The organism is Arthrobacter psychrochitiniphilus (assembly GCF_003185915.1).
Lineage (GTDB): Bacteria > Actinomycetota > Actinomycetes > Actinomycetales > Micrococcaceae > Specibacter > Specibacter psychrochitiniphilus.
In genome coordinates this window covers 579,672-599,792 of the sequence record NZ_QHLZ01000001.1, presented here as the reverse complement: position 1 = coordinate 599,792, position 20,121 = coordinate 579,672, and the positions used below count along the sequence as shown (strand labels likewise).

Annotated in this window: 13 protein-coding genes; 6 read left to right on the top strand and 7 right to left on the bottom strand. The window is 59.9% G+C overall.

Annotated features, from left to right (window positions below; genetic code table 11):
- Nucleotides 1-151: 151 nt before the first annotated feature.
- Nucleotides 152-925: a pullulanase X25 domain-containing protein gene (locus CVS29_RS02595; RefSeq protein ID WP_110104741.1), complete on the top strand. Its 774-nt coding sequence runs from the start codon at nucleotides 152-154 to the stop codon at nucleotides 923-925.
- A gap of 27 nt (nucleotides 926-952) precedes the next feature.
- Here the strand turns inward: CVS29_RS02595 and CVS29_RS02590 are convergent, their stop codons facing one another.
- Nucleotides 953-3,448, bottom strand: a complete 2,496-nt coding sequence (locus CVS29_RS02590; RefSeq protein WP_110104740.1) for an excinuclease ABC subunit UvrA — start codon at nucleotides 3,446-3,448, stop codon at nucleotides 953-955.
- A 105-nt stretch (nucleotides 3,449-3,553) separates the two neighbouring features.
- Here CVS29_RS02590 and CVS29_RS02585 point away from each other — a divergent pair, with 105 nt between their 5' ends.
- Nucleotides 3,554-4,474 carry a DNA-methyltransferase gene (locus CVS29_RS02585; RefSeq protein WP_110104739.1) on the top strand — a complete coding sequence of 307 codons (921 nt, stop codon included), beginning with the start codon at nucleotides 3,554-3,556 and terminating at the stop codon, nucleotides 4,472-4,474.
- A 3-nt stretch (nucleotides 4,475-4,477) separates the two neighbouring features.
- Here CVS29_RS02585 and CVS29_RS02580 read toward each other — a convergent pair whose 3' ends face one another.
- From CVS29_RS02580 to CVS29_RS02570, 3 genes are read right to left on the bottom strand one after another with little or no spacing between them, the layout of a single operon-like run.
- A complete protein-coding gene (locus tag CVS29_RS02580; RefSeq protein WP_110104738.1) occupies nucleotides 4,478-4,870 on the bottom strand; it encodes a hypothetical protein in 393 nt (130 codons plus the stop codon).
- Between the two features lie 49 nt (nucleotides 4,871-4,919).
- Nucleotides 4,920-5,285 (bottom strand): hypothetical protein, encoded by a 366-nt coding sequence (locus CVS29_RS02575; RefSeq protein WP_110104737.1) that lies wholly within the window; start codon nucleotides 5,283-5,285, stop codon nucleotides 4,920-4,922.
- Nucleotides 5,285-5,650, bottom strand: a complete 366-nt coding sequence (locus tag CVS29_RS02570) for a hypothetical protein (RefSeq protein ID WP_110104736.1) — start codon at nucleotides 5,648-5,650, stop codon at nucleotides 5,285-5,287. Before CVS29_RS02570 ends, CVS29_RS02575 begins: the two co-directional genes overlap by 1 nt.
- A 290-nt stretch (nucleotides 5,651-5,940) precedes the next feature.
- Here CVS29_RS02570 and scpC point away from each other — a divergent pair, with 290 nt between their 5' ends.
- Complete coding sequence (scpC, locus tag CVS29_RS02565) at nucleotides 5,941-7,452, top strand: succinyl-CoA:acetate CoA-transferase ScpC (RefSeq protein WP_211315077.1); 1,512 nt, start codon at nucleotides 5,941-5,943, stop codon at nucleotides 7,450-7,452.
- Between the two features lie 636 nt (nucleotides 7,453-8,088).
- Here scpC and CVS29_RS02555 read toward each other — a convergent pair.
- The 3 genes from CVS29_RS02555 to CVS29_RS02545 form a co-directional block, all read right to left on the bottom strand.
- Entirely contained in the window at nucleotides 8,089-9,822 is a 1,734-nt protein-coding gene (locus tag CVS29_RS02555) for a glycosyl hydrolase family 18 protein (protein WP_245932015.1), read from the bottom strand.
- A gap of 285 nt (nucleotides 9,823-10,107) precedes the next feature.
- Nucleotides 10,108-12,750, bottom strand: a complete 2,643-nt coding sequence (locus CVS29_RS02550; protein ID WP_110104733.1) for a glycosyl hydrolase family 18 protein — start codon at nucleotides 12,748-12,750, stop codon at nucleotides 10,108-10,110.
- 125 nt (nucleotides 12,751-12,875) lie between these two features.
- Complete coding sequence (locus CVS29_RS02545) at nucleotides 12,876-15,335, bottom strand: response regulator transcription factor (RefSeq protein ID WP_110104732.1); 2,460 nt, start codon at nucleotides 15,333-15,335, stop codon at nucleotides 12,876-12,878.
- A 651-nt stretch (nucleotides 15,336-15,986) separates the two neighbouring features.
- On the opposite strand from CVS29_RS02545, the gene CVS29_RS02540 reads away from it, so the two are divergent.
- The 3 genes from CVS29_RS02540 (at nucleotide 15,987) to CVS29_RS02530 (ending at nucleotide 20,111) form a co-directional block, all read left to right on the top strand.
- Entirely contained in the window at nucleotides 15,987-17,591 is a 1,605-nt protein-coding gene (locus tag CVS29_RS02540; RefSeq protein WP_146212971.1) for a hypothetical protein, read from the top strand.
- Between the two features lie 119 nt (nucleotides 17,592-17,710).
- The gene (locus tag CVS29_RS02535) at nucleotides 17,711-18,394 is read left to right on the top strand and encodes an alpha/beta fold hydrolase (RefSeq protein ID WP_110104730.1); all 684 of its coding nucleotides are present in this window, start codon (nucleotides 17,711-17,713) and stop codon (nucleotides 18,392-18,394) included.
- Between the two features lie 64 nt (nucleotides 18,395-18,458).
- Entirely contained in the window at nucleotides 18,459-20,111 is a 1,653-nt protein-coding gene (locus tag CVS29_RS02530; protein ID WP_110104729.1) for an acyl-CoA dehydrogenase family protein, read from the top strand.
- Nucleotides 20,112-20,121: the final 10 nt, after the last annotated feature.

Here is a 20,121-nt window from a genome sequence, read left to right as displayed (position 1 = left end):
TTCTGTGGGCTGCACTTGTGGTGCGGGTAAGCGCCATCGCTCGGAAGTGTGGCCGGCGTGGTTGATCCCTACGTCCATAGCGTCATGTACTGTCGCGTAACTCTGGCACGTGCAACAGTGGAACGATACCCATTGCTATAGGAGGACCACCATGAGCGTTCGAGACAACACCAACCGCAGGCTCAAAGAAGTCCTTGACATCATGGCCGCCGGATCGTGGCAGGATGACAAGCCCAACGGCGGTGAAGTCCTGGCCGAAGCGGTGGCACGGATTCCCTTCACCAAGGAAGAGTCCGAACTCCTCAGCGGCGGCATCCCGCGCGGTCACAAGAACCTCACCAAGGCCACGGCAGATCTGGTCAAGGCCGGATGGATGACCAAGGGCCGTGGTGGCTGGGCCATCACGGACAACGGCCTACGCGCCACGGTGGCCTTCAGCACTGTTGAGAAGCTCAGCGATGCACTCAGCAACGGCACACTCATTCCTGCCGGTACTGAACTGCCAGAAAAACCTGCCGGCACGCCAGCAGCAAAGACCGCACCAGCCAAGCAGCCGTCCGTCAAGGCAGCCACAGCCCCAGCGGCCGCCAAAGAGCAGGCGGGGGACTCCGGCGTCGTACTTGGGGAGCAGCCAGCTTCAGTGGCTTTGGTGGGAGATTTCGGCACCACCTTGGGTGCGGAGAAGAACTGGGATCCCAGCCATGCCGCCGTGCAGATGACGCTAGATAGCATTGGTGGGCTCTGGCAGTTGACAGCCGACCTCCCCGCCGGACAGTACAACTACAAGGCTGTGGTCAACGGAAGCTGGGATGAAAACTACGGCGCATTCGGTCTGCTAGATGGCGCCAACCACGAGTTCTCCCACGCCGGTGGACCCGTCACTTTCCACTACAACCACGCCACCAAAGACGTGCTGCGCGGCTAAAACGCCAGCCCGGGCAAGCCGCCCCAGTTAACGCCGCGCCAACGCGGCCGCCAAATAAGGTGCGGTGCGGCTTTCCTCAGCAGTGGCTACGTCCTCGGGTAACCCGGTGGCCATGATGCGGCCGCCGGCGGACCCTCCCGAGGGTCCTAAGTCAATGACCCAATCGGCGGCTGCCACCACGTCCATCTCGTGCTCCACAACCACCACAGTGTTGTTGGCGTCCACCAGCCGGTTGAGCTGATGCATCAACAACTGAACATCGGCAGGGTGCAGACCCGTGGTGGGCTCATCCAAGAGGTACAGCGTGTGACCCCGCCGCGGGCGCTGCAATTCGGTGGCGAGTTTGATCCGCTGTGCTTCACCACCCGAGAGTTCCGTGGCCGGCTGCCCCAGCCGGAGGTAGCCTAGCCCCACTTCACGTAGGGTTGCCAAGCTTCTTGCCGCAGCGGGAATGTCCGCGAGCACCAGCGCTGCCGCATCCACCGTCAGCGCCAGAACATCGGCAATGGACTTTCCCTTGTACAACACTGCCAAGGTCTCATCATTGAAGCGGGAACCGTGGCAGACGGGGCAGGGGCCGTAACTACCAGGAAGGAACAGTAGTTCCACCGCCACGGCGCCTTCACCCAAGCATGTTTCACAGCGCCCACCCGCAACGTTGAAAGAAAACCTGGCCGCGGTAAATCCCTTCGCCCGGGCCTCGGGTGTGGCAGCGAACTCACGCCGGACGGCGTCGAACATTCCTGTGTACGTAGCCAGGTTGGAGCGCGGTGTCCGGCCAATGGGGCGCTGGTCCACGGGAACCACACGGTCTACGCCGCCGAACCCGCTTGTTCCCGCAATGTCCTCCGGGGCGGAGTCATCGCCTTCGCGCTGGCCGCCAGCAGTACTGTTCAGCACCTGCAATAACGTGGACTTCCCAGAACCGGATACCCCAGTAATGGCTGTCAGAACGTTCCTAGGGATCTGCGCATCAACGTTCTCAAGATTGTGGGAGCTGATACCTACCAATTCCAACCAGCCTTGGGGATCTCTGCGCACTGCGGAGGTGCCGGTAGCCCTTTCAGCATCCTGCGCTATGGGCGCAGAAGGGGAAGCCCCTTCCAATAGGAAGGGCCGCGTGACTGACTCTTGAACATGGGCAATCCCCGGAACTGGGCCGCTGTAAACAATCCGGCCGCCGGCTTCACCTGCCTGGGGGCCTACATCAACCAGCCAGTCGGCCCGCCGGACCATGTCCATGTTGTGTTCAACAATGAAGACGCTATTTCCGGAACGTTTGAGCTGTTGTAATACCTCCAGCAGAGGCTCGGCGTCGGCCGGATGCAGCCCCGCTGACGGTTCGTCCAAAACGTAGATGACACCGAAAAGTCCAGAACGGAGCTGGGTGGCAATGCGTAAGCGCTGCATCTCTCCGGGGGAGAGGGTGGGCGTGCTGCGGCCCAGGCTCAGATACCCTAGTCCCAGATCCAGCAGCACTGTTATGCGCTGGTGCAAATCATGGGCAATGGCGCTTGCAACGGCCTCACGGCTCCCATCATCGCCAGTAGGGCCGGTCATGATCCTCTGCAGTACCTCAGCAAGTTGCGTCAGCGGCAGGGCATTCATGGCGGAAATGTCTTTGCCCTCCACCGTCACCGCCATGGCCGCCACTTTCAACCCGCTCCCACCACATTCGGGGCAGGGTCCTGAATGCATGAATCTCAGGGCGTTCTCACGCATAGGTGCACTCTTGGTGTTGGCTAGAGTGTGTAAAACATGGCTGCGGGCGCTCCAGAATTTTCCCTTATAGGGTTTGGCCACCCGGTCCCTTTGCGGCGTTACCTCAACAACAGGTTGCTCTTCGGTAAAGAGGATCCAATCACGTTCTTTTTTAGGCAGCTTCTTCCACGGAACGTCAACGTTGTAGCCCAGATGGCTGAGAATGTCGCGGAGGTTTTTACCTTGCCAAGCGCTGGGCCACGCCGCAACCGCACCTTCGCGAATGCTGAGGTGTGGGTCCGGCACCAGCAATTCTTCGGTAACAGTGTGGGCTGTTCCCAAGCCGTGGCACACCGGGCAAGCGCCAGCCACCGTGTTGGGCGAGAAGGAATCTGAGTACAAAATCTCAGCGCCCTTAGGGTAATCACCTGCCCGAGAAAACAACATCCGTACTGAGTTTGAAAGAGTTGTTACTGTCCCCACTGAAGAGCGGGTGCTGGGGGTTCCGCGGCGCTGTTGCATGGCCACTGCCGGTGGAAGTCCCGAAATGGACTCCACCCGGGGTGTATTTCCCTGTTGAATGAGACGGCGCGCGTAGGGAGCCACGGATTCAAAATAGCGGCGTTGGGCTTCAGCGAAAATAGTGCCAAAGGCCAGCGAGGACTTACCGCTCCCTGAGATGCCGGTGAAGGCGACAATGGAGTCGCGGGGGACATCCACGTCCACGTTTTTCAGGTTGTTCTCGCGGGCACCGCGGACTTGGACAAATCCTGAGTGCTCAGGGCTGGTGGTGGTCAGAGCTGTACTTAGAGACGATCCCATTTATCGACCCTAACGTGAATTTTGCTTGGGCGCTGTCCTAGTGCCCAATGCCTGTACCTACTCCCTGCATTTCGCGGCCTACCACCGCCCGGCTAGCCTTGAAGCATGACAATCGACGCGAGTGATTCCACCCTGAGTGCTACCCCGGCTAAAAAGCCGGCAGCTGCGTGGCATTCGGAGAGTGGGAACCTCGTTGCAGAAGGGGACAACCTCAGCTTTTTAGGCACACTGCCGGATGAAAGTTTCCGCCTGATCTACATTGACCCGCCCTTTAACACCGGCAAGGTTCAAGCGCGCCAAAACATGACCAACGTCCGCAGCGAAACAGGCTCCCGCGTAGGTTTTCAAGGCCGCAGCTATGAAACCATCAAGGGCTTGACGCTGAGCTACAACGATTCCTTCGGCGACTACTGGGAATTTTTGGAGCCCCGGCTAGAAGAAGCATGGCGTCTCTTGAAGGACGATGGCACTCTCTACTTGCACCTGGACTACCGCGAGGTCCACTATGCCAAGGTGCTGCTGGACGCCCTCTTTGGCCGCGAGTGCTTCCTCAATGAAATTATCTGGGCCTATGACTACGGGGCGCGCTCCAAAAAGCGTTGGCCCGCCAAGCACGACAACATCCTTGTCTACGTCAAAAACCCTAAAACCTACTACTTCAACAGCACCGAAGTAGACCGCGAGCCCTACATGGCGCCCGGGCTGGTCACGCCCGAAAAGCGGGAACTGGGCAAGCTGCCCACCGATACTTGGTGGCACACCATTGTTTCCCCGATGGGCCGCGAAAAAACTGGGTACCCCACCCAGAAGCCCCTCGGGATCCTTCGCCGCATTATCCAAGCCAGCACCGAGCCGGGGGACTGGGTACTGGATTTCTTTGGTGGCAGTGGCACCACCGGGGCCGCCGCCTTGGAGCTGGGCCGCCGCTTTGTCATGGTGGATCAGAACCCCGAAGCCATTGAAGTTATGCGCTCACGCCTGGACCCGGAGCAGGTCACCTTCATTAAGCACAAGAGCGCCAAGTAACCCTCAGCCGAAGGGGACCAGCCACTCCACCGCAACGTAAATGCAGGCGGCAATGGTGATCACTCCGGTGAAGCACGCCGCAATCCAGAGTGAGCGGCGTGGTGCTTTCACCGCAAGGCCCAGCAGCAGCGGAAAAGCCAGCATGGCCAAGGTGGCCAGAAATCCCAAAACGCCCAAGGCAATACCGGGGCCCGTGACCGCTGTGTCCAGAGTTCCCGTCATGACTATGATAGAGAGCAGTGCCAGCAACAACGCGGGGTAACCCAGCAACGCCCAGCCGGCAACGGTGATGACAATGGCCAGCCAGAGTCCGCGCTGGGGCCTAGCTGCAGTAGCTGGCTCAGCGCGTGATGTGGCTAGGCGCTGGGACGGGATCTCGCGGTGAGGACGGGGCATGGGCTTATTTTGGCATGCCGTGCTGAGTGCGGACTGTATTCACTTGGAGTCATCCAGTAGCTACGTGAATGAGGCCCAGAATGGCAGGGATGGTGGCTAAGGCGCCAAAAATCAACAAGCCCGTGCTGCGCCGGTAAAGTGCCATCCCGAGTAGTAAAGGGGAAGCTACTGCAGAAGCGCCGACGAAAAAAGACTGCCCATAGAAATTGGAATTATTAGAATCCCCGTTGCCGGAACTCATCAATGCAGCCATGAGGGAAAAACCAGCAAAGACCAGGAAAGCCGGAGAAAATACTAGCCACCCGATGACCGTGATGGCGACGGCCCCACCCACGTTACCCCTCGCTTTGAGCGCCGGGATCTCCTTAGCAGAGGTTGGCTCAGGGGCGTGGTTGGAGTTGCTGAGGTAGGCCATCAGCCCAGATTGCTCAGCCAGCGGAACACGAAGTACAAAATGACGCACACGGTGGGAATGCCCGTAAGCAAAGCGGCCCGCCACATGGCCCGCTCCTTAAACCGCACCGCCTGGCCCAGCAGGTGCGGAGCGGCAATCATACAGAACAGTAGGACTGCGCCGCCAAAAATCAGGGCTAAGCGGGCTGGCGATGCCATACTCTGCGAAGGCTCCAAGACGGCGGCAAGGATGAAGACCGCCATCAAAATGATCGGCACCACCACCACAGCCCAGCCGATGAGCGCCACGAGGGTGCCGGTGAGCTGGGAGCGTTCCTGTTTTACGCGTTCGTTTGGCGTGGGTTCAAGGCGGGAGTTCTCAGTCATGTTCTAGTTCTACCAGCATTGGTGACGGAACTTGCGTTCGCTTCTTGTCCGCGAGGTACCAACAAGGCTTTCCTCTCCGTGAAGCTGAGACTGTGCTGAGACTCCCCGTTCACAATTGACAGGCCAGCGTTAAGTGCTACCCGCAGCCTGCGCCCAACGAGCGCCGTGGTACATCAATTCTACGAAATCTGTGGACGCACCGCCCGGCTGGGTGTATCCTGCATCACCGTCTATAGTGGTCTGGGTGACATTGGACGGATGTCCCGCAAAAATCTTGAAAGAGGGCCACTGTGCACGATCGTATTCGCCATGCCGGATTGTTGGAAAAGCGTATGTCGGCCGAGGCAGCCGCTGCGCTAATCAAGCCCGGAATGACCGTCGCCATGAGTGGCTTTACCGGTGCAGGCTACCCGAAAGCCGTGCCGCAGGCGCTCGCTGCACAGATGGAAACCGCGCACGCCGCCGGAACTGATTTCAAGATCAAGGTCCTCACTGGCGCCTCCACCGCACCTGAGCTGGACGGTGTCTTGGCCAAAGTGGGCGGCATGGAACTGCGCCTGCCGTACATGTCCGATCCTGCGTTGCGCAAGCGGATCAACGACGGCGACCTCGACTACATGGACATTCACCTCAGCCACGTTGCCCAGCACACCTGGTTCGGCTTCTACGGCGGCATTAACATTGCGATCGTTGAAGTGGTGGGCATTCGCGAGGACGGATCGCTGATTCCCTCCACCTCGGTGGGCAACAACAAGACCTGGCTGGACATGGCCGACGCCGTGATTCTCGAGGTCAACGCGCAGCAATCCGCACAGCTGGAAGGCATGCACGACATCTACTACGGCACTGCACTGCCGCCGCACCGCAAGCCCATCGCGCTCGTGGCACCGGAAGACCGTATTGGCCAGGCCTACCTGGACGTTGACATGAACAAAGTCATTGCCGTGGTTGAGACCGACGCGCCGGACCGGCTCTCTGCCTTCGCCGCCCCGGATGAGGCCTCCACCCAGATTGCCTCACACCTGCTGGACTTCCTGGACGGGGAGATCAAGACCGGCCGCCTGACGGATAAGCTGCTGCCGCTCCAGTCTGGCGTGGGCAACATTGCCAACGCTGTGCTGGCAGGACTGTCCCGTGGTGGATACCGCGGTTTGAAGGCGTACACCGAAGTGATCCAGGACGGAATGCTTGAGCTGATCAAGGACGGCACCCTGGCGTTCGCCTCGGCCACCTCCTTCTCCCTCTCCGAGGCCGGCATTGAGGAGTTCAACCGAAACGTCGACTTCTACCGTGAGCGCATTGTTTTCCGCACCCAGGAGATTTCCAACCACCCCGAACTGATCCGCCGCCTGGGCTGCATTGCCCTGAACGGCATGATCGAAGCGGACATTTACGGCAACGTAAACTCCACCCACGTTGTTGGCTCACACGTCATGAACGGCATTGGCGGCTCCGGCGACTTCGCCCGCAACGGCTACTTGGGTGCGTTCATGTCCCCTTCCACTGCCAAGGGCGGAAAGATCTCCGGCATTGTTCCCATGGCCAGCCACGTGGACCACACTGAGCATGACACCATGCTTATCATCACCGAACAGGGCCTGGCTGACCTGCGTGGTTTGGCGCCGAAGCAGCGCGCCCGCGTCATCACCGAAAAGTGTGCGCACCCGGACTACAAGCCCATGCTCGAGGACTACTTTGCCCGCGCCTCACGGGATTCGTACGGCAAGCACACCCCGCACCTGATGGGCGAGGCCCTGTCCTGGCACCAGCGCTACATTGAAACCGGTGATATGCGCCTGTAGTTAAGCCAACGTTGTCTGATTTTTTGCGGTGCCTGTGGCCCGAGTAGCTTAGCTCGCCACACCGCAAAGCCCCGTTCTTTCTCCCTTTGGTTGCAAGGACGGGGCTTTCTGCGCCCCGGCGAGTGATTAGTGCGTGGGCAGCGGGTGGACGGTGAGCCGACGGCGGTGGACACGATGCCGGCAGGGATGCAGCTGAATAAGCGGAAAAGCCAAATGAAGGCCTGGCGTGAGGGCCTGCTGGCCCTGGAGCGTCGCCACAAGCTACTGAATTTCCAGCACCCCGAGATCACTGATCCAGTGCCGCGGCGTTGGGCGTGCCCGTCAGCCAGTAAATGCATGTGGCCACGGTAGCTGATACGAATGAAACTCAGATCCTGAGCGTGTGTAAACGCCTGCACCAGCGTTGAAGATGTCTTGGGACTTTGCCCTAGATAGGCTCACGTTTGAGGATGCGGAGGGCAACCACTCCCCAAGGAGGCCTTTAACATCGATCAGCCCGGTTCCGGGAGGTCTAAGACCTACCCGGAACCGGGCATGAGGGATAAACGTACTTCTTTCAAAACTTTCCACACGCTAAGGCTTAGCAGCCGTACTTTCGACCGTAATCAACTGTTGTGCCGCATGAGGAGATATGCCCTAGTTGCAGGCTCCTGTGGCTTCCCAAGGTCCCCACTGTGAAGCGCCGGGCTTCTCATTCAGGGTCCACCATTTGGCCTTGTAACTGATGCCGCCATGGGACACCTTGGAACCGCCGAGATAGGTTGCCGTTGCGCTCCAAGGAGCGGCACAGCCTGACCCGGCGGGCGGAGTTGTGGGCGGTGTTGTGGGAGTGACTGTCGGAGTGGTGGTCGGGGTAGGAGTGGGAGTGACTGTCGGAGCAGTGGTCGGTGTAGGTGTAGGAGTAGGAGTGGGGTTCGTCGTGGACGGGGGTGCTGCTTCAGTGACAGGACCCGGCGCTGCAGCGCGGAACTTATCAGACATTGCGCCTACCAGCTCACCGTTGCGGTCGCCAGAGAGCTCCCACCACATGCCGCCGCCAAGTCCCTTGCTGACAATGTAGTCAGTTTTTTGCTTAGTGGTGGCCATGTTGTCATAACTCCACCACTGGGTGCCGTCATAGCGCCACGCAGATCCGGTTGCGGCGTCGTAGTGGTCCGTGCCAAGCGTCTTTAGCTTGTCGTAGTCCTCATTGGCCTTTTCGTAAGTGCCGGGAGCGCCATCAGTGGCAGGGCCCCAAGGGGAAACGTTCTTTGCACCTGTCCAGCCGCGGCCGTAGGCTGCTAGCCCTAGTCCCAGCTGCTTCGGGTCAATGCCAGCTGCAAGGTACTTTTTCACGGCCTTATCGGCACTGAATTTCTTGCTCGGCTCGCGAGGATCCGCGGGGTCGTCATACAGATTGGCCTGGTGACCGGTGAGCGTGGGGTTCCACGCACCGTGCAAGTCATAGCCCTGGATACTGCCAAAGTCCAAGGACTTGAAGTTGGCAGGGTCATCCCAGCCACCTGCATCGATGTCCGCAGGATTAGCAGGCAGGAAGGCGCTCAGGACGTACTTCTTATTATTCGTTGAGCCGTAAGCGTCAAGCTGCTTACGGAACTCCGCCAGTAGAGCCTTGAAATTTGCACGATCATTGACGGTGTCTACACCGTTGCCTTCTAGACCGGAGTTTGTGCCCGGCCATTCCCAGTCAATGTCAATGCCGTCAAAAATCCCGGCCGCCGCACCAGCGCCGCCGCGACCTTCGAAGTTTGGCAGGTTGCCCTTGATGTATAGGTCAATGCAGCTGGAAACCAGCTTCTGGCGGGACTGCTCAGTGGCTGCGGCCTTGGAGAAGTTCTTGGACCAGGTCCAGCCGCCCAAAGAGATCATGACTTTGAGTTTGGGGTTTTTAGCCTTCAACTGCTTGAGCTGGTTGAATGAACCAGCCAAAGGCTGATCCCAAGTATCAGCCTTGCCTGAGACGGACTTGTCGGCCGCATAACCCATGCCGAAGTCTGCCCAAGCATCGCCGGCGCCATCGGAGCCGTTGGGACCGGTTCCCTGCGCCTTATTGGCCATAAAACAGGTCAATGTCTGGTTGTTGATGTTACCGAAAGAGTAGTTGATGTGAGTGAGGTTTTTGGCTGTACCGGAGACGTCTAGCTGCTTTGCCTGGAATGCGCGTCCATACACTCCCCATTGTGCAAAGTAGCCAACGTTGCGGTAGCCGTTGACCGTTGAAGTGAGGGGGGCATCGGCCGCGGTGTTGGGCGGTGCAGCATTGGCACCGAGGGCACCCACACCCCCTGCCAATCCGGCAACCATGGTGCCCGCCGCTACAGCAGCCCACAGCTTAGTAAGGCGTCTGGGCCGTTTGATTTTTTCTGACATGAGCAGTCCTTTGAACAGTGAGGTGCGCGTATCGCACCGTCGTCCAGGAACAACGCTATTCGTCGGTGGCGCATGTCACATCAGCATGATCCACATACTTTTCCCGCTGACATTGACCTAAGTAGTAATACTTAGATTGCCGTGATGGCAGGAATTTTTTCGTTTCCTCTACTTTTCCCCCCACTCATGGACATAAAGACGGCGAGATTCCGAAGAACCCCGCCGTCTTTGTGTTAGATGCTCACGATCTGTGGTGTTACGTTTCCCGTGTCAGCAGGAAAGGCCTCACTTGCCGCACAGGATGGGAGAACCCCAAGCGTTGGCAGCGCCGGAACCGGGGACTTCACCCTGGGTCCACCACTTGGCCTTATAACTGGAACCTGCGTGAGCTACAACAGCCCCGCCGGTGTAGACCGCTGCAGCGGACCATGTAACAGCACCATTACAGCTCTCAACCGGGCCCGCGCCGTTGCCGCCGCCAGTGCCCGCGGAGGGCTCCACCACGCTCACGCCACGAGGGTAATCGGTCAGGAGAGCATACTGTTCTGAACCAATACTGACCCGGAAGTTGGAAATCATCGAGGTAGGTAGCGTCCATGCCAGCTTGGTACTGACGGTAGCGCCGGGCGCAATGCCCCCGGCGGGTACCTTGATGGTGTAGGTATGGAAGTCACCCTTGAGCCCGCCGACGTTACTGCCGGTGTGATCGCTGGAATCCTTTGTGATAGACCAGCCGCTCTGTTCCTTCATCTCACCCGTATCGCTTGTTGCACTGTCAAAGGTGATAGTTGCACCGGCCGGGATGGTGGTTTTGGAGTTATTCGTGAAGTGCGCTTCTGGGTTGATGGGGTAGTTGTTGTCACCCAAGGCGAAGTTTTTCAGTTCAACACCAAGGTCAATGGCCTTGGTGGGCATCTTCACGTTGGCCTTGGTGGCCCCATAGGGTTTGGACGCGGACAGGGTTGAATGGATTCTATTTACCAGTGTGGAGCCCATCTCGTACTGGCCCTTGCTGGCGTTGTACTCGTAGTCACCGGCGAGCTCCCAAATCATGACCCCGCCCAGGCCCTTATCTGCCACGTAGTCTGCCTTGGCTTGGATCGCCTGATCGGCGTCGCCGCTAAGGAATGTCTTTGTGGTGTCATTCCACCACCACTCATTTTTGGTGACGTTATCAAAATGGCGTGTGTAAGTGCCCTTGAGAGCACCCGTCGGTGAACCATAGGAAGCCGCGTAATCGCCCACAACACCCTTTTGCAGGTTCAGCACATGCCATATTGGGTTAGCCCCGGCGGCCAATTCGCCACCCATCGGATCGCTGTCATGCCACAGGTTGTCGATGCCCCCGGCACCGTCACCACACTTGGAGTTTCCGCCGGCTTTAGGCCCGGTTCCGGGAGCGCACTTGTTCTGGTCGGCCAACACGGAGCTACCGTAGAGGCCATTGGTTCCGCCCTGTACGTTAGTCCAGCCGCGAGTGTAGAAAGGCACTCCTAGGTTGATGCGACCAGCTGGCATTGCGCCGCGGAAGTAGTGGTATGCCCAGTCAGAGTTCAAGTAGCCGATGCCCTTATAGGCGTTGTACACGCCACCAGCGGCGAGCTCTGGATCTTTGCCATCGTCGAAGAGCGCCGCGTTGCCGCCCACGAAGTTATTCCATGCACCGTGCAAGTCATAGCTCATCATGTTAACGAAGTCCAAGTATTTAACAACTTGATGCGCTTCCATGCCACGCAACAGCCAGCCCGAGGCCGGAGCGGCAACTGTGAGCTGGTAGTAAGTGCCATCAGCAACGCTGGCTTTGTCCAGTTTTTCGCGCAGAGTCTTCATTAGCTTCATGTAGTTCTCAAAGAGCACGGCTCGGCGAGGCTCCGAGATAGCAAAGTCATCCGGGTTACCCGCTTTGGAGTTGCTAGTGGCGTATTCGTAATCGATATCCACACCACTAAAGCCATACTTGCGGATGAATTCCACGGCTGAATCGGAGAAGGTATCGATCTTTGCTTGGGATTCGGTCAACGTATAGAAGCCGCCATCCCCAACACGAGTGCCATCAGCAGCGAAGTAACCACCGGTCTCGGCCCAACCACCAACTGAAACCAGAGTTTTCACTCCAGGGTTTTCCTTCTTGAACTTCTTCAGCTGGTTCAAGTGCCCCTTGTAAGGCAACGTTGGGTCCATCTCTGCGCCAGCAACACCGGGCCACGTCAGGTCAGTGGCCGCATTACCGGGTGTCTCTGCACCCACGGAGACTTTGTTGTTCTTGTCAATGTGGGCAAAGGCGTAGTTGATGTGGCTGAGTTTCTTCCACGGGATGTCACTGGCGAGGTAGCGTGGGGCGCCGTTCTCACCGGTGCGCCAGCTGGTGAAATAGCCGATCACGCGTTGTTCTAGTCCATTGGGAAGGAGTTCCCTGCCGGCTTCGTCATAGACGGAGCAATACGGCACATTGACGCCGGGGGTTTGGTACAGGCCGTCGGGCCGGCACTTCTCATCCGGGTTTGATGTCCAAGGGGTTCCGGCCGCAGGGGTTGTGGGTGGCGGCGTGGTTGGGGTTGCTGTCGGAACAGCAGTGGGAGTTGTGGTCGGAACCGCAGTTGGCGTCGGCGTTGGCGTCGGCGTAGGCGTCGGATCGGTTACGGTGCCGCATGTGCCCTGACTAGTCCACGGGCCCCAAGGATCAGAGCCCGGGACGTTGTTCTGGGTCCACCACTTGGCAGAATAGTTCACGCTCTGGTGGGAGACCACTGCGTTTGAACTGTACGAGCTGGCCGGGGCCCACGGAGTGGCGCACGCCTTGGTTGTGGTGGTCCCAGAGGGGGAGGCATAAGCCACCTGAGTCGTTATGCCTATTGAGGCAACGAGGGCGAACCCCGTCACGATGGCGGCACTGCGATGCCGCCATCTTGGCAATGTTGGTGTCTGCATGAATTTCCTGTTCTGCTGTGCGAATGAGACCGCTGCAGCGCAGGAAGTAGGCTCCTACGCTTGCTGGCCCAAGGCTATCCATGGCCATGGCCACCGCACATCAGCACAAACACGCATAGGTGTCACTACGTACAAGCAGGTATCCATTCGCTGCCCATACGGTGCGCCAACACGCTTAGCTCCACACGGGAACGGACACTGAGCTTGGCAAAGATGCGGCCCACGTGAACTTCCACCGTGCGTACAGAAACATGCAACTGTGCCGCTACTTGCCTGTTTGACGCACCATCAACAACCAACATGGCTACTTCCATTTCCCTCTCGGTCAGCTGTTCACCCCACGCTTGGCGGAAGCGTTGCAGAGGTCCGTCCCCGCGCACGTTCACGGACTTAGCTGATGCCAAAGATCCTCCTTGAGGGCCGCTGGAGTGTGCCAAAGCTTCCTTCGAGCCCGCGGCTACCCGCGGTGCAGCTGCGGCGCTGATGGTCACCGTCTCCGTGGGTATATCCGGTTCCAACGTAGGGGCATCGAGGTGGCTTGGCGGCTCCGGCATATTGCTGAGAGTGTTTTCTACGCAGCGCAGCCACGCCAGGGCACCGATTTCCCGGAAGAGATCGGCAGCCACCACGAGGTGTTCCCGGGCAACGCCGGGCGTACCGTGTTCTAGACATGTCCGGCCAATGACGAATTCCGTGCGGGCCCGTTCATATTGGGACCGCAGCGTCACGCTGACTCTCTCTGCGTATTCATAGTCCTTGGCAAAACGGGAGGCGCTGGTGGCGCAAAGAGCCATGCGGGCGGAGCTGGCCCGGCGGTGGCCAGATGGCATCAGTGGTCCGTTGATGCCATCATCGTGCACCCTGGCCCCAGCACTACCCGCTTCACTCTGGTGCGGTGTCATCTCATCAAAGCCAGGGACATGCAGTGGCGACGCGGCACCACGCAACGAGCGTTCAGCAGCCAGTCTGCCCAAAGTGGAGGCTTCTTCGATCCGGCCATCCAGATATGCACTCAACGTCCGGTCCATGAGATCACCGGTGCGAATGAAGGCAGAGCTACCGGCCGGATAGCTAGCTTCCATGGCATGGGCCACGGTGCCCACTTGCCCGGTGGTGAGCACGTCAAGTCGCCGCGCTACGATAACACCGAGGCCGAAAAATGGCAGGCCCACGGGCACGGACGCGGCCGCTCGCCCTAGTTCGGCTGCTGCTCGTGAGACATCTCCGAGCCATAGCTGAAGTAACGCTGCCACGACTGCCCCGTAAGCAAGTCCCAGCGGTGTTGGTGCCCATTGCAGCCCACCGCCTCGGTTCCTTACCGTCATAGACCGACCGGCTTCTGGACCCTCTTTTAGTAAGCGCAGACCCGCGTAGGGATCGTCATCAAGTCCTAGCGTCAACGCCTCCATAACCACGCGCGCACCGGAATTATCAGGCAGGCCGTCAAGGCACCCGCGGCACCTGCAGGCGTATTCCGGCTCAATGGTGGGTCCGCCAAAGTTCGCGCACCAGAGCCGTGCTGCGCAGAGTGGTAGCCCGTCAATCTTGTGAACTTCCACAAGCCGCTCAGCCATGGTTAATAGCCCCTCGGCCTCCTCGAGCATGCCCCGTGCCGCGCACAGCCCGGCTGCCAACCCAGTGGCCTTGGCAACCTGGCGGGCAACGGTAGCGAACCCCGCCGCATCCAGGGCCTGGGCTCGGCTGAGGAAGGCTTCACTGTAGCGAGCTAGGGCCACGGTGGGCGCCTCCCCTGCCAAGAGCGACTCGGCGTGAATGAATGCCGGCAGTGCCCGGGCAGCCACCAACACATCCGGAGATGACAAGGCTCCACCAAGCCAAGTGGCGGCGTCGCCCACTTGCCCAAGGTTGAGCGCGGCCTCACCAGCGCATAGCTGTGCTTGAAATAATTCAGCACCCACGGCATGACTGGCAGCTTCGCGGGCAATGGCATGCGCCCAGACTGCATTGTTAGCCGCGTTCGCTTTGCGAGAGAGGCGTAGCAGCGATGGGACAAGCAGGTTATCACCCTCAAGGGTCGCCAGTGACTCGTGCCAGATCGCTTTGTCCATATCCCCCATGGCGGTGTAAGCGCGCTGCATCTCGATGTGGGCGTTTGTCCGTTCGGCTAGGGTTGCCGAACCATGGACCCATATACGCATGCGGGGGTCAACAAAGGAAAAATGTCCTGCCACGAAGAGCAGATGGGTGCCCCCCCGGCTGGCTATGAGTTCGCTCATGGTGACTTGCTGCTGTTCCAGAAGCACGTCGGTGCGGTCCTCGACACAGATTGCCGCAGCCAGCAGGCCTGCTCGGTCTTCGGCGTCGAGCTCGTCACCGGCGGCACCTATCCGCGCCCTTAGCCCTGGCATCAAAGGCAGCGGGTCTGGGAGTGCAGAGTGGCCGGAAAGCTGGGAGGGGGTGAGGGCTCTAGCCACCTCAAGTACAGCTTCAATGTCTGAGGCTAGGTCTGTGACCAAAGCTGCAGCCACATGTGGTGCCAAGGAGATTCCTGCTTGTGAGAGAAACTCCAGCAATTCCGGAACTTCGCCCACGGCAGTGTGGGCCAAAGGGAGAATTTGCACCATTGAAGCCTTCCATTTGAAGCGTCATCTGTGACGCGCTGGTAGTAGGCTAGCAGTCTGAACAAGCTGACTCGCTTCAGGGGAGCTGCAACTAGCCTTAAGGTCAATGGCCGTGGTTTTTGGCCGCTAAGCCGCGTGACCAACTTCCCCGACCCGCTGTGGTGAAAATGAAGCCAGATAGAGCCTGAACTTGCGCAGAAGACTTGCGTAGAAGTGAGTAGGAAGAGCCAAACCTTGACTCGCGGATAGTTGCAAGGTCGCGGCCTCCTACTAGACCCAAGTTCGCGCTTATTTTGAGTCCTGTGGGGGTATAAACGGGGTTTGGTCCGGAATCCTATTGATTCCGATGGGTGAAGGATGATATTCGGGTGGCGAGATATAGGGATGGGCGGATGGTCTTGAGGAAATCGGGACCGGCTGCGCAAATCGGTGCTCGCCGGACTGGGCTGGAGCATGTTCCGTGTGTGGTGGTTGAGCTGGTACCGGGATCCGGCAGGTCAGCTGTCACATTTGCAGGACGCCATCGCGGCCGCCGCAACGGCGTCTGGGGCGCGGGCGAGGACAGGACCTGGCGACTCGCCGAGCTCTGACCGAACTCGACATCACCGGCGCCCATGGGCACAATGAAAGTTCAGCCAACTGGAGGGGGGAGCCGTGGCGTATCCCATGTCCCGAGCCGTGCTAGGGGCAAAAACCGTTCCCGTGCCCACGTCCCCCGTGGTGTGGGCTGGCTACGTGGTGAAGACGTGGCGCGCCTGCGCCCTGGTGGTGTTCCTGTGGGCGCTGGCAGTGTCCATGTTGGGCTTCTTCTCGCCTGTCAAGATGAGCCGCGTCTTTGAAGACGTTAGTCACTTCCTGCCGGCCCTCCTCTTTGTCATTGGTGTGGTGGGAGCTGTCCGGATCGGGCATGAGATCGGCAAGGACGTCATGCACGTGCTGGGCTATGGGGACATCAAAGTAGTTTCAGCGCACGCTGGGCGCGCCGTGGTCCCGGAGCGGGGCCGGCGAATCGCCCAAGCATCGGTGCTGGTAGGACTGTTTCTGGGGACCGTGGCGGCGGCGATCATTCGTGCAGTCTCGGGTGATTGGTTGGAGATGTTGCTGCTGATTGGGCTGTCTCTGCCCTTGCTGGTTTGGAGTGTCAAGGTCCTACGGCTGGCGCGGATTATGTGGCTCAAGGCCAGAGAAGAACACCGAATTCATTGGGATATCATTGCCAGCGGCCAACACACCGTAGGCACGGTAGTGGCTGTGACGAACGAGAAATTTCTTCTGGACAACCGAGCCATGTTCCACGTGGATGTGGAATACCTGATTCAAGGCAGGATGGAGACTTCAAGGATTCGTTTCTTTGACTACACGGTGTGGGCGCCGGCCATAGGCAATGAGTTTGACGTGTGGGTTGACCCCGAACGTCCCTTTGTTCAGGAACGGATCCTGCTTGAACGCCGCTATGTGGGGCAGAAATTTGCACACTTCACCGATCTTCCGGTGCCGGGTGTGCACGCCTCCGAAGAGGATTTGGTGGCCCGGCCCGGCACGGAGCCGGACGGTACAGTTGCCGGAGCGCGCGCCGGCATTGCGCAGGCGGGCGCAGCCGTGAACCTTGCCACTGTGAGTGGGGTAGCTGAGTCTGGGAGTTCGGCCCCGGCTTTGAAGAGGCTGCCGCAGTGGATGGTTGATGAGACGGCGGCCAGCGGCGCAGCCACGCCGAGGGCCGCCCGCCGGACCCGCATACTTATTGGCATCCCACCGAATTTGATCGCAGTGTTGGCACTGATAGGGACGCTGTTGGTCCCGCCTATGGTTCAGGATGTGCCGTGGTGGACGCTGGCTGCACTGTGGCTTTATACGGTACTGACCATAATTAATGCGGCTATCTACTGGCAGTTCATGCTGCGCAGCCGTTGGTTCATCCGGTCGGGTGTCTCCTTCGGAGCCACTGAAGCCGCCGTTTTTGCCGGCTTCTTCGCGGCTGGATTTGCCATGCTCAGCACTCACTCCATGGTGATGGCGCCGCTGAACCGGGAGATCCCGTGGACGGCGGCTCATGTGCTGACGTGGGCTGCCGTGATTGGGGCGTTGCTGGTGTTCGAATGGGCCTTCACGTCCAACGCGTGGGCGCTGCGTCATCTCAATGCGGAGTTCCCGGCACCGCCTGAGGTCATCCAGGAAGCTCTGACGGGCCACAACCCGAACGGGGTGGACACCTTGGAAGCCGACTACGGTTACCGTGCCGGCGTGTTCCTCTGCACCTGACCCGCCCTCCTAGCGACGCTATCTCACCTTTGGGGGCTTTTCGACGAACGCTAGCTCACCTTGTGCAGGCGGGGGATACCCTTTGATATCTTGGGGGCAACTCAAGGAAGAGGTGTGTGATGGCGAACATAGTTTTGGTGCATGGGTTGTGGTCGGACGGATCCAGCTGGGCAAAGGTCATTACGGAGTTGCGCGCCATGGGCCACACCCCTGTCGCCGCCCAGCTTTCCCTTGAGACCTTCGACGACGACGTTGCCTCCGTCCGCCGGACCCTTGCCACTGTAGAGGGGCCGGTACTGCTGGTGGGCTGGTCCTACGGTGGGGCAGTCATTGGGGAAGCCGCTCGCGGGGTTGATGCCGTCACGGCACTGGCCTATGTGGCGGCTTTTGCCCCGGCGGAGGGGGAATCCGTGAGTGGGCTTTCGCGCAAGCATCCCGGCAGCTTGATCCCGGCCCACGTGGTGGTGACGGGGGACTACACGTATATCGACAGGGAGCACTTCGGCGAAGTGCTTGCCGCCGATGCCCCGCCGGAAGACGTAGCCGTCGCCGCGGCCACCCAGCGGATGGTGAGGATTGGGCTGGACCGGGTAAAAGTTGGCTCGCCTGCGTGGTTGGATCTGCTGTCGCACTACTGGGTGTCCGCAGAGGATCTTTGTGTTCCGCCGGTGCTGCAACGAGAAATGGCGGAACGTATGGGGGCCGCCATCACCGAGGTTGCCTCCAGCCATGCCCCACTGCTCTCGCGGCCGCGTGAAGTGGCGGAGTTTTTGGACGCGGCCTGTGCATCGGTCAGTCACTGAGGCCAACCCCTGAGCCCGGAACCACGCCACGGTGGACCTTGACGGGAGGGCGTAGCCTGAAGCCATGACCGCCAATGACGCCGGCATCACGTCCGGACCTTATATAACTCACCGTGTTACCAACCAGCCGCCGCCGCGTGTGGACCTCAACGAGTACACCGCGAACATTCCGCTCCGGGAGTATCTTCGCACGGTCGGCGAAGCGGAAGGCGAGGCAACGCTGGAAGCTAGTGGCGCCGTCGTAGGTTCAGCGCAGTTCCAGGACGACGCCCGGCTGGCCCACAAAAACCCGCCCATCCTGCACACCCACAGTAAGTATGGGCAGCGGATCGACGAGGTGGAGTACCACCCCTCCTACCACCGGATCATCTGTGCCGCGGTGGCTGCCGGCGCCCACACCTCCGCATGGCAAAAGCCCGGGGTGGGCGCCAATGCTCACAGAGCTGCGCAGTTCATGCTGTTCGCGCAGGTGGAACCGGGCCACGCCTGCCCCATTTCCATGAGTCATGCCGCCGTCGATACCCTCCAGCTGGCACCCGAACTGGCGCAAGAATGGTTGCCCCGGCTCTACTCGCGCAACTATTCACCGGCGCTGCAGCACGGTAAGCCAGGTGCGCTCTTCGGCATGGCCATGACGGAGAAGCAAGGCGGCTCGGACGTTCGCGCTAACACCACCCGCGCCGTGCAGGAGGGCGAACACCATCTGCTCACCGGCCACAAATGGTTCTGCTCCGCCCCCATGTCTGACGCCTTCTTGGTTCTTGCACAGGAGGATGCCGGCCTAGGCTGCTTCCTTGTTGCGCGCGTGCTCCCGGATGGTGAACGCAACACCTTCATGATGCAGAGGCTCAAGGACAAGCTGGGAAACCGATCCAATGCCTCCAGCGAGGTGGAGTTTTCAAACACCCACGGCTGGCGGATCAGTGAGCCCGGCCGCGGCGTACGCGCCATCATGGGCATGGTGGGACGCACCCGGCTTGACTGCATTCTGGGCACCGCCGCCGGGATGCGCCAATCCGTGGCCGAGGCTCTCTGGCATGGACGGCACCGGCAGGCCTTTGGAGCCAAGCTCATCGACCAGCCCGCCATGAGTAATGTTCTAGCGGACCTAGCGCTGGAGTCCGAGGCTGCCACCGTTGTCAGCATGCGTTTGGCCCGCGCCTATGATTACGACGCCGGACCAACCGAGAGAGCCTTCCGCCGCCTTGCTACTGCGGTCACCAAATATTGGGTGTGCAAGCGCGGACCCAATCACGCCTATGAAGCCATGGAATGTTTGGGCGGCAACGGATACATTGAGGACTTCCCCCTCGCCATGCGCTACCGGGAGCAGCCGGTCATGGCCATTTGGGAGGGCACCGGCAACGTCATTGCCCTTGATGTTTTGCGGGCCATGGGGACGGAGCCGGATTCCGTTGATGCGTTCTTGGCCGAGTTATGGCTGGCATCGGGGGCGCACCCGGTGTTCGATGATTTTATGGCCCGGCTCAAGGAAGAACTTGCGCCTCTCCGCCTGGCCCCCTTGAACTTCGCCGGGCAAGCCCGCAACATCGTTGAGAAGATGGCGCTCGCGCTCCAGGCGTCCTTGCTTATCCGTTTCGCCCCGGCCAGCGTATCTGAGGCGTTTGTGTTCTCCCGGCTGGGGCTTGAGCGCTCCTTCAACTACGGCAACCTCCCGGCGTCGGCTAATCTAGCCGGAATTCTGGAGCGGGCCTAGCCGAACTCCG

Bases quoted from the DNA above. Each gene is read 5' to 3' on its own strand.
- CVS29_RS02595 (WP_110104741.1), top strand. From the start codon at position 152: ATGAGCGTTCGAGACAACACCAACCGCAGGCTCAAAGAAGTCCTTGAC.
- CVS29_RS02590 (WP_110104740.1), bottom strand. From the start codon at position 3,448: ATGGGATCGTCTCTAAGTACAGCTCTGACCACCACCAGCCCTGAGCAC.
- CVS29_RS02585 (WP_110104739.1), top strand. From the start codon at position 3,554: ATGACAATCGACGCGAGTGATTCCACCCTGAGTGCTACCCCGGCTAAA.
- CVS29_RS02580 (WP_110104738.1), bottom strand. From the start codon at position 4,870: ATGCCCCGTCCTCACCGCGAGATCCCGTCCCAGCGCCTAGCCACATCA.
- CVS29_RS02575 (WP_110104737.1), bottom strand. From the start codon at position 5,285: ATGGCCTACCTCAGCAACTCCAACCACGCCCCTGAGCCAACCTCTGCT.
- CVS29_RS02570 (WP_110104736.1), bottom strand. From the start codon at position 5,650: ATGACTGAGAACTCCCGCCTTGAACCCACGCCAAACGAACGCGTAAAA.
- CVS29_RS02555 (WP_245932015.1), bottom strand. From the start codon at position 9,822: ATGTCAGAAAAAATCAAACGGCCCAGACGCCTTACTAAGCTGTGGGCT.
- CVS29_RS02550 (WP_110104733.1), bottom strand. From the start codon at position 12,750: ATGCAGACACCAACATTGCCAAGATGGCGGCATCGCAGTGCCGCCATC.
- CVS29_RS02545 (WP_110104732.1), bottom strand. From the start codon at position 15,335: ATGGTGCAAATTCTCCCTTTGGCCCACACTGCCGTGGGCGAAGTTCCG.
- CVS29_RS02535 (WP_110104730.1), top strand. From the start codon at position 17,711: ATGGCGAACATAGTTTTGGTGCATGGGTTGTGGTCGGACGGATCCAGC.
- CVS29_RS02530 (WP_110104729.1), top strand. From the start codon at position 18,459: ATGACCGCCAATGACGCCGGCATCACGTCCGGACCTTATATAACTCAC.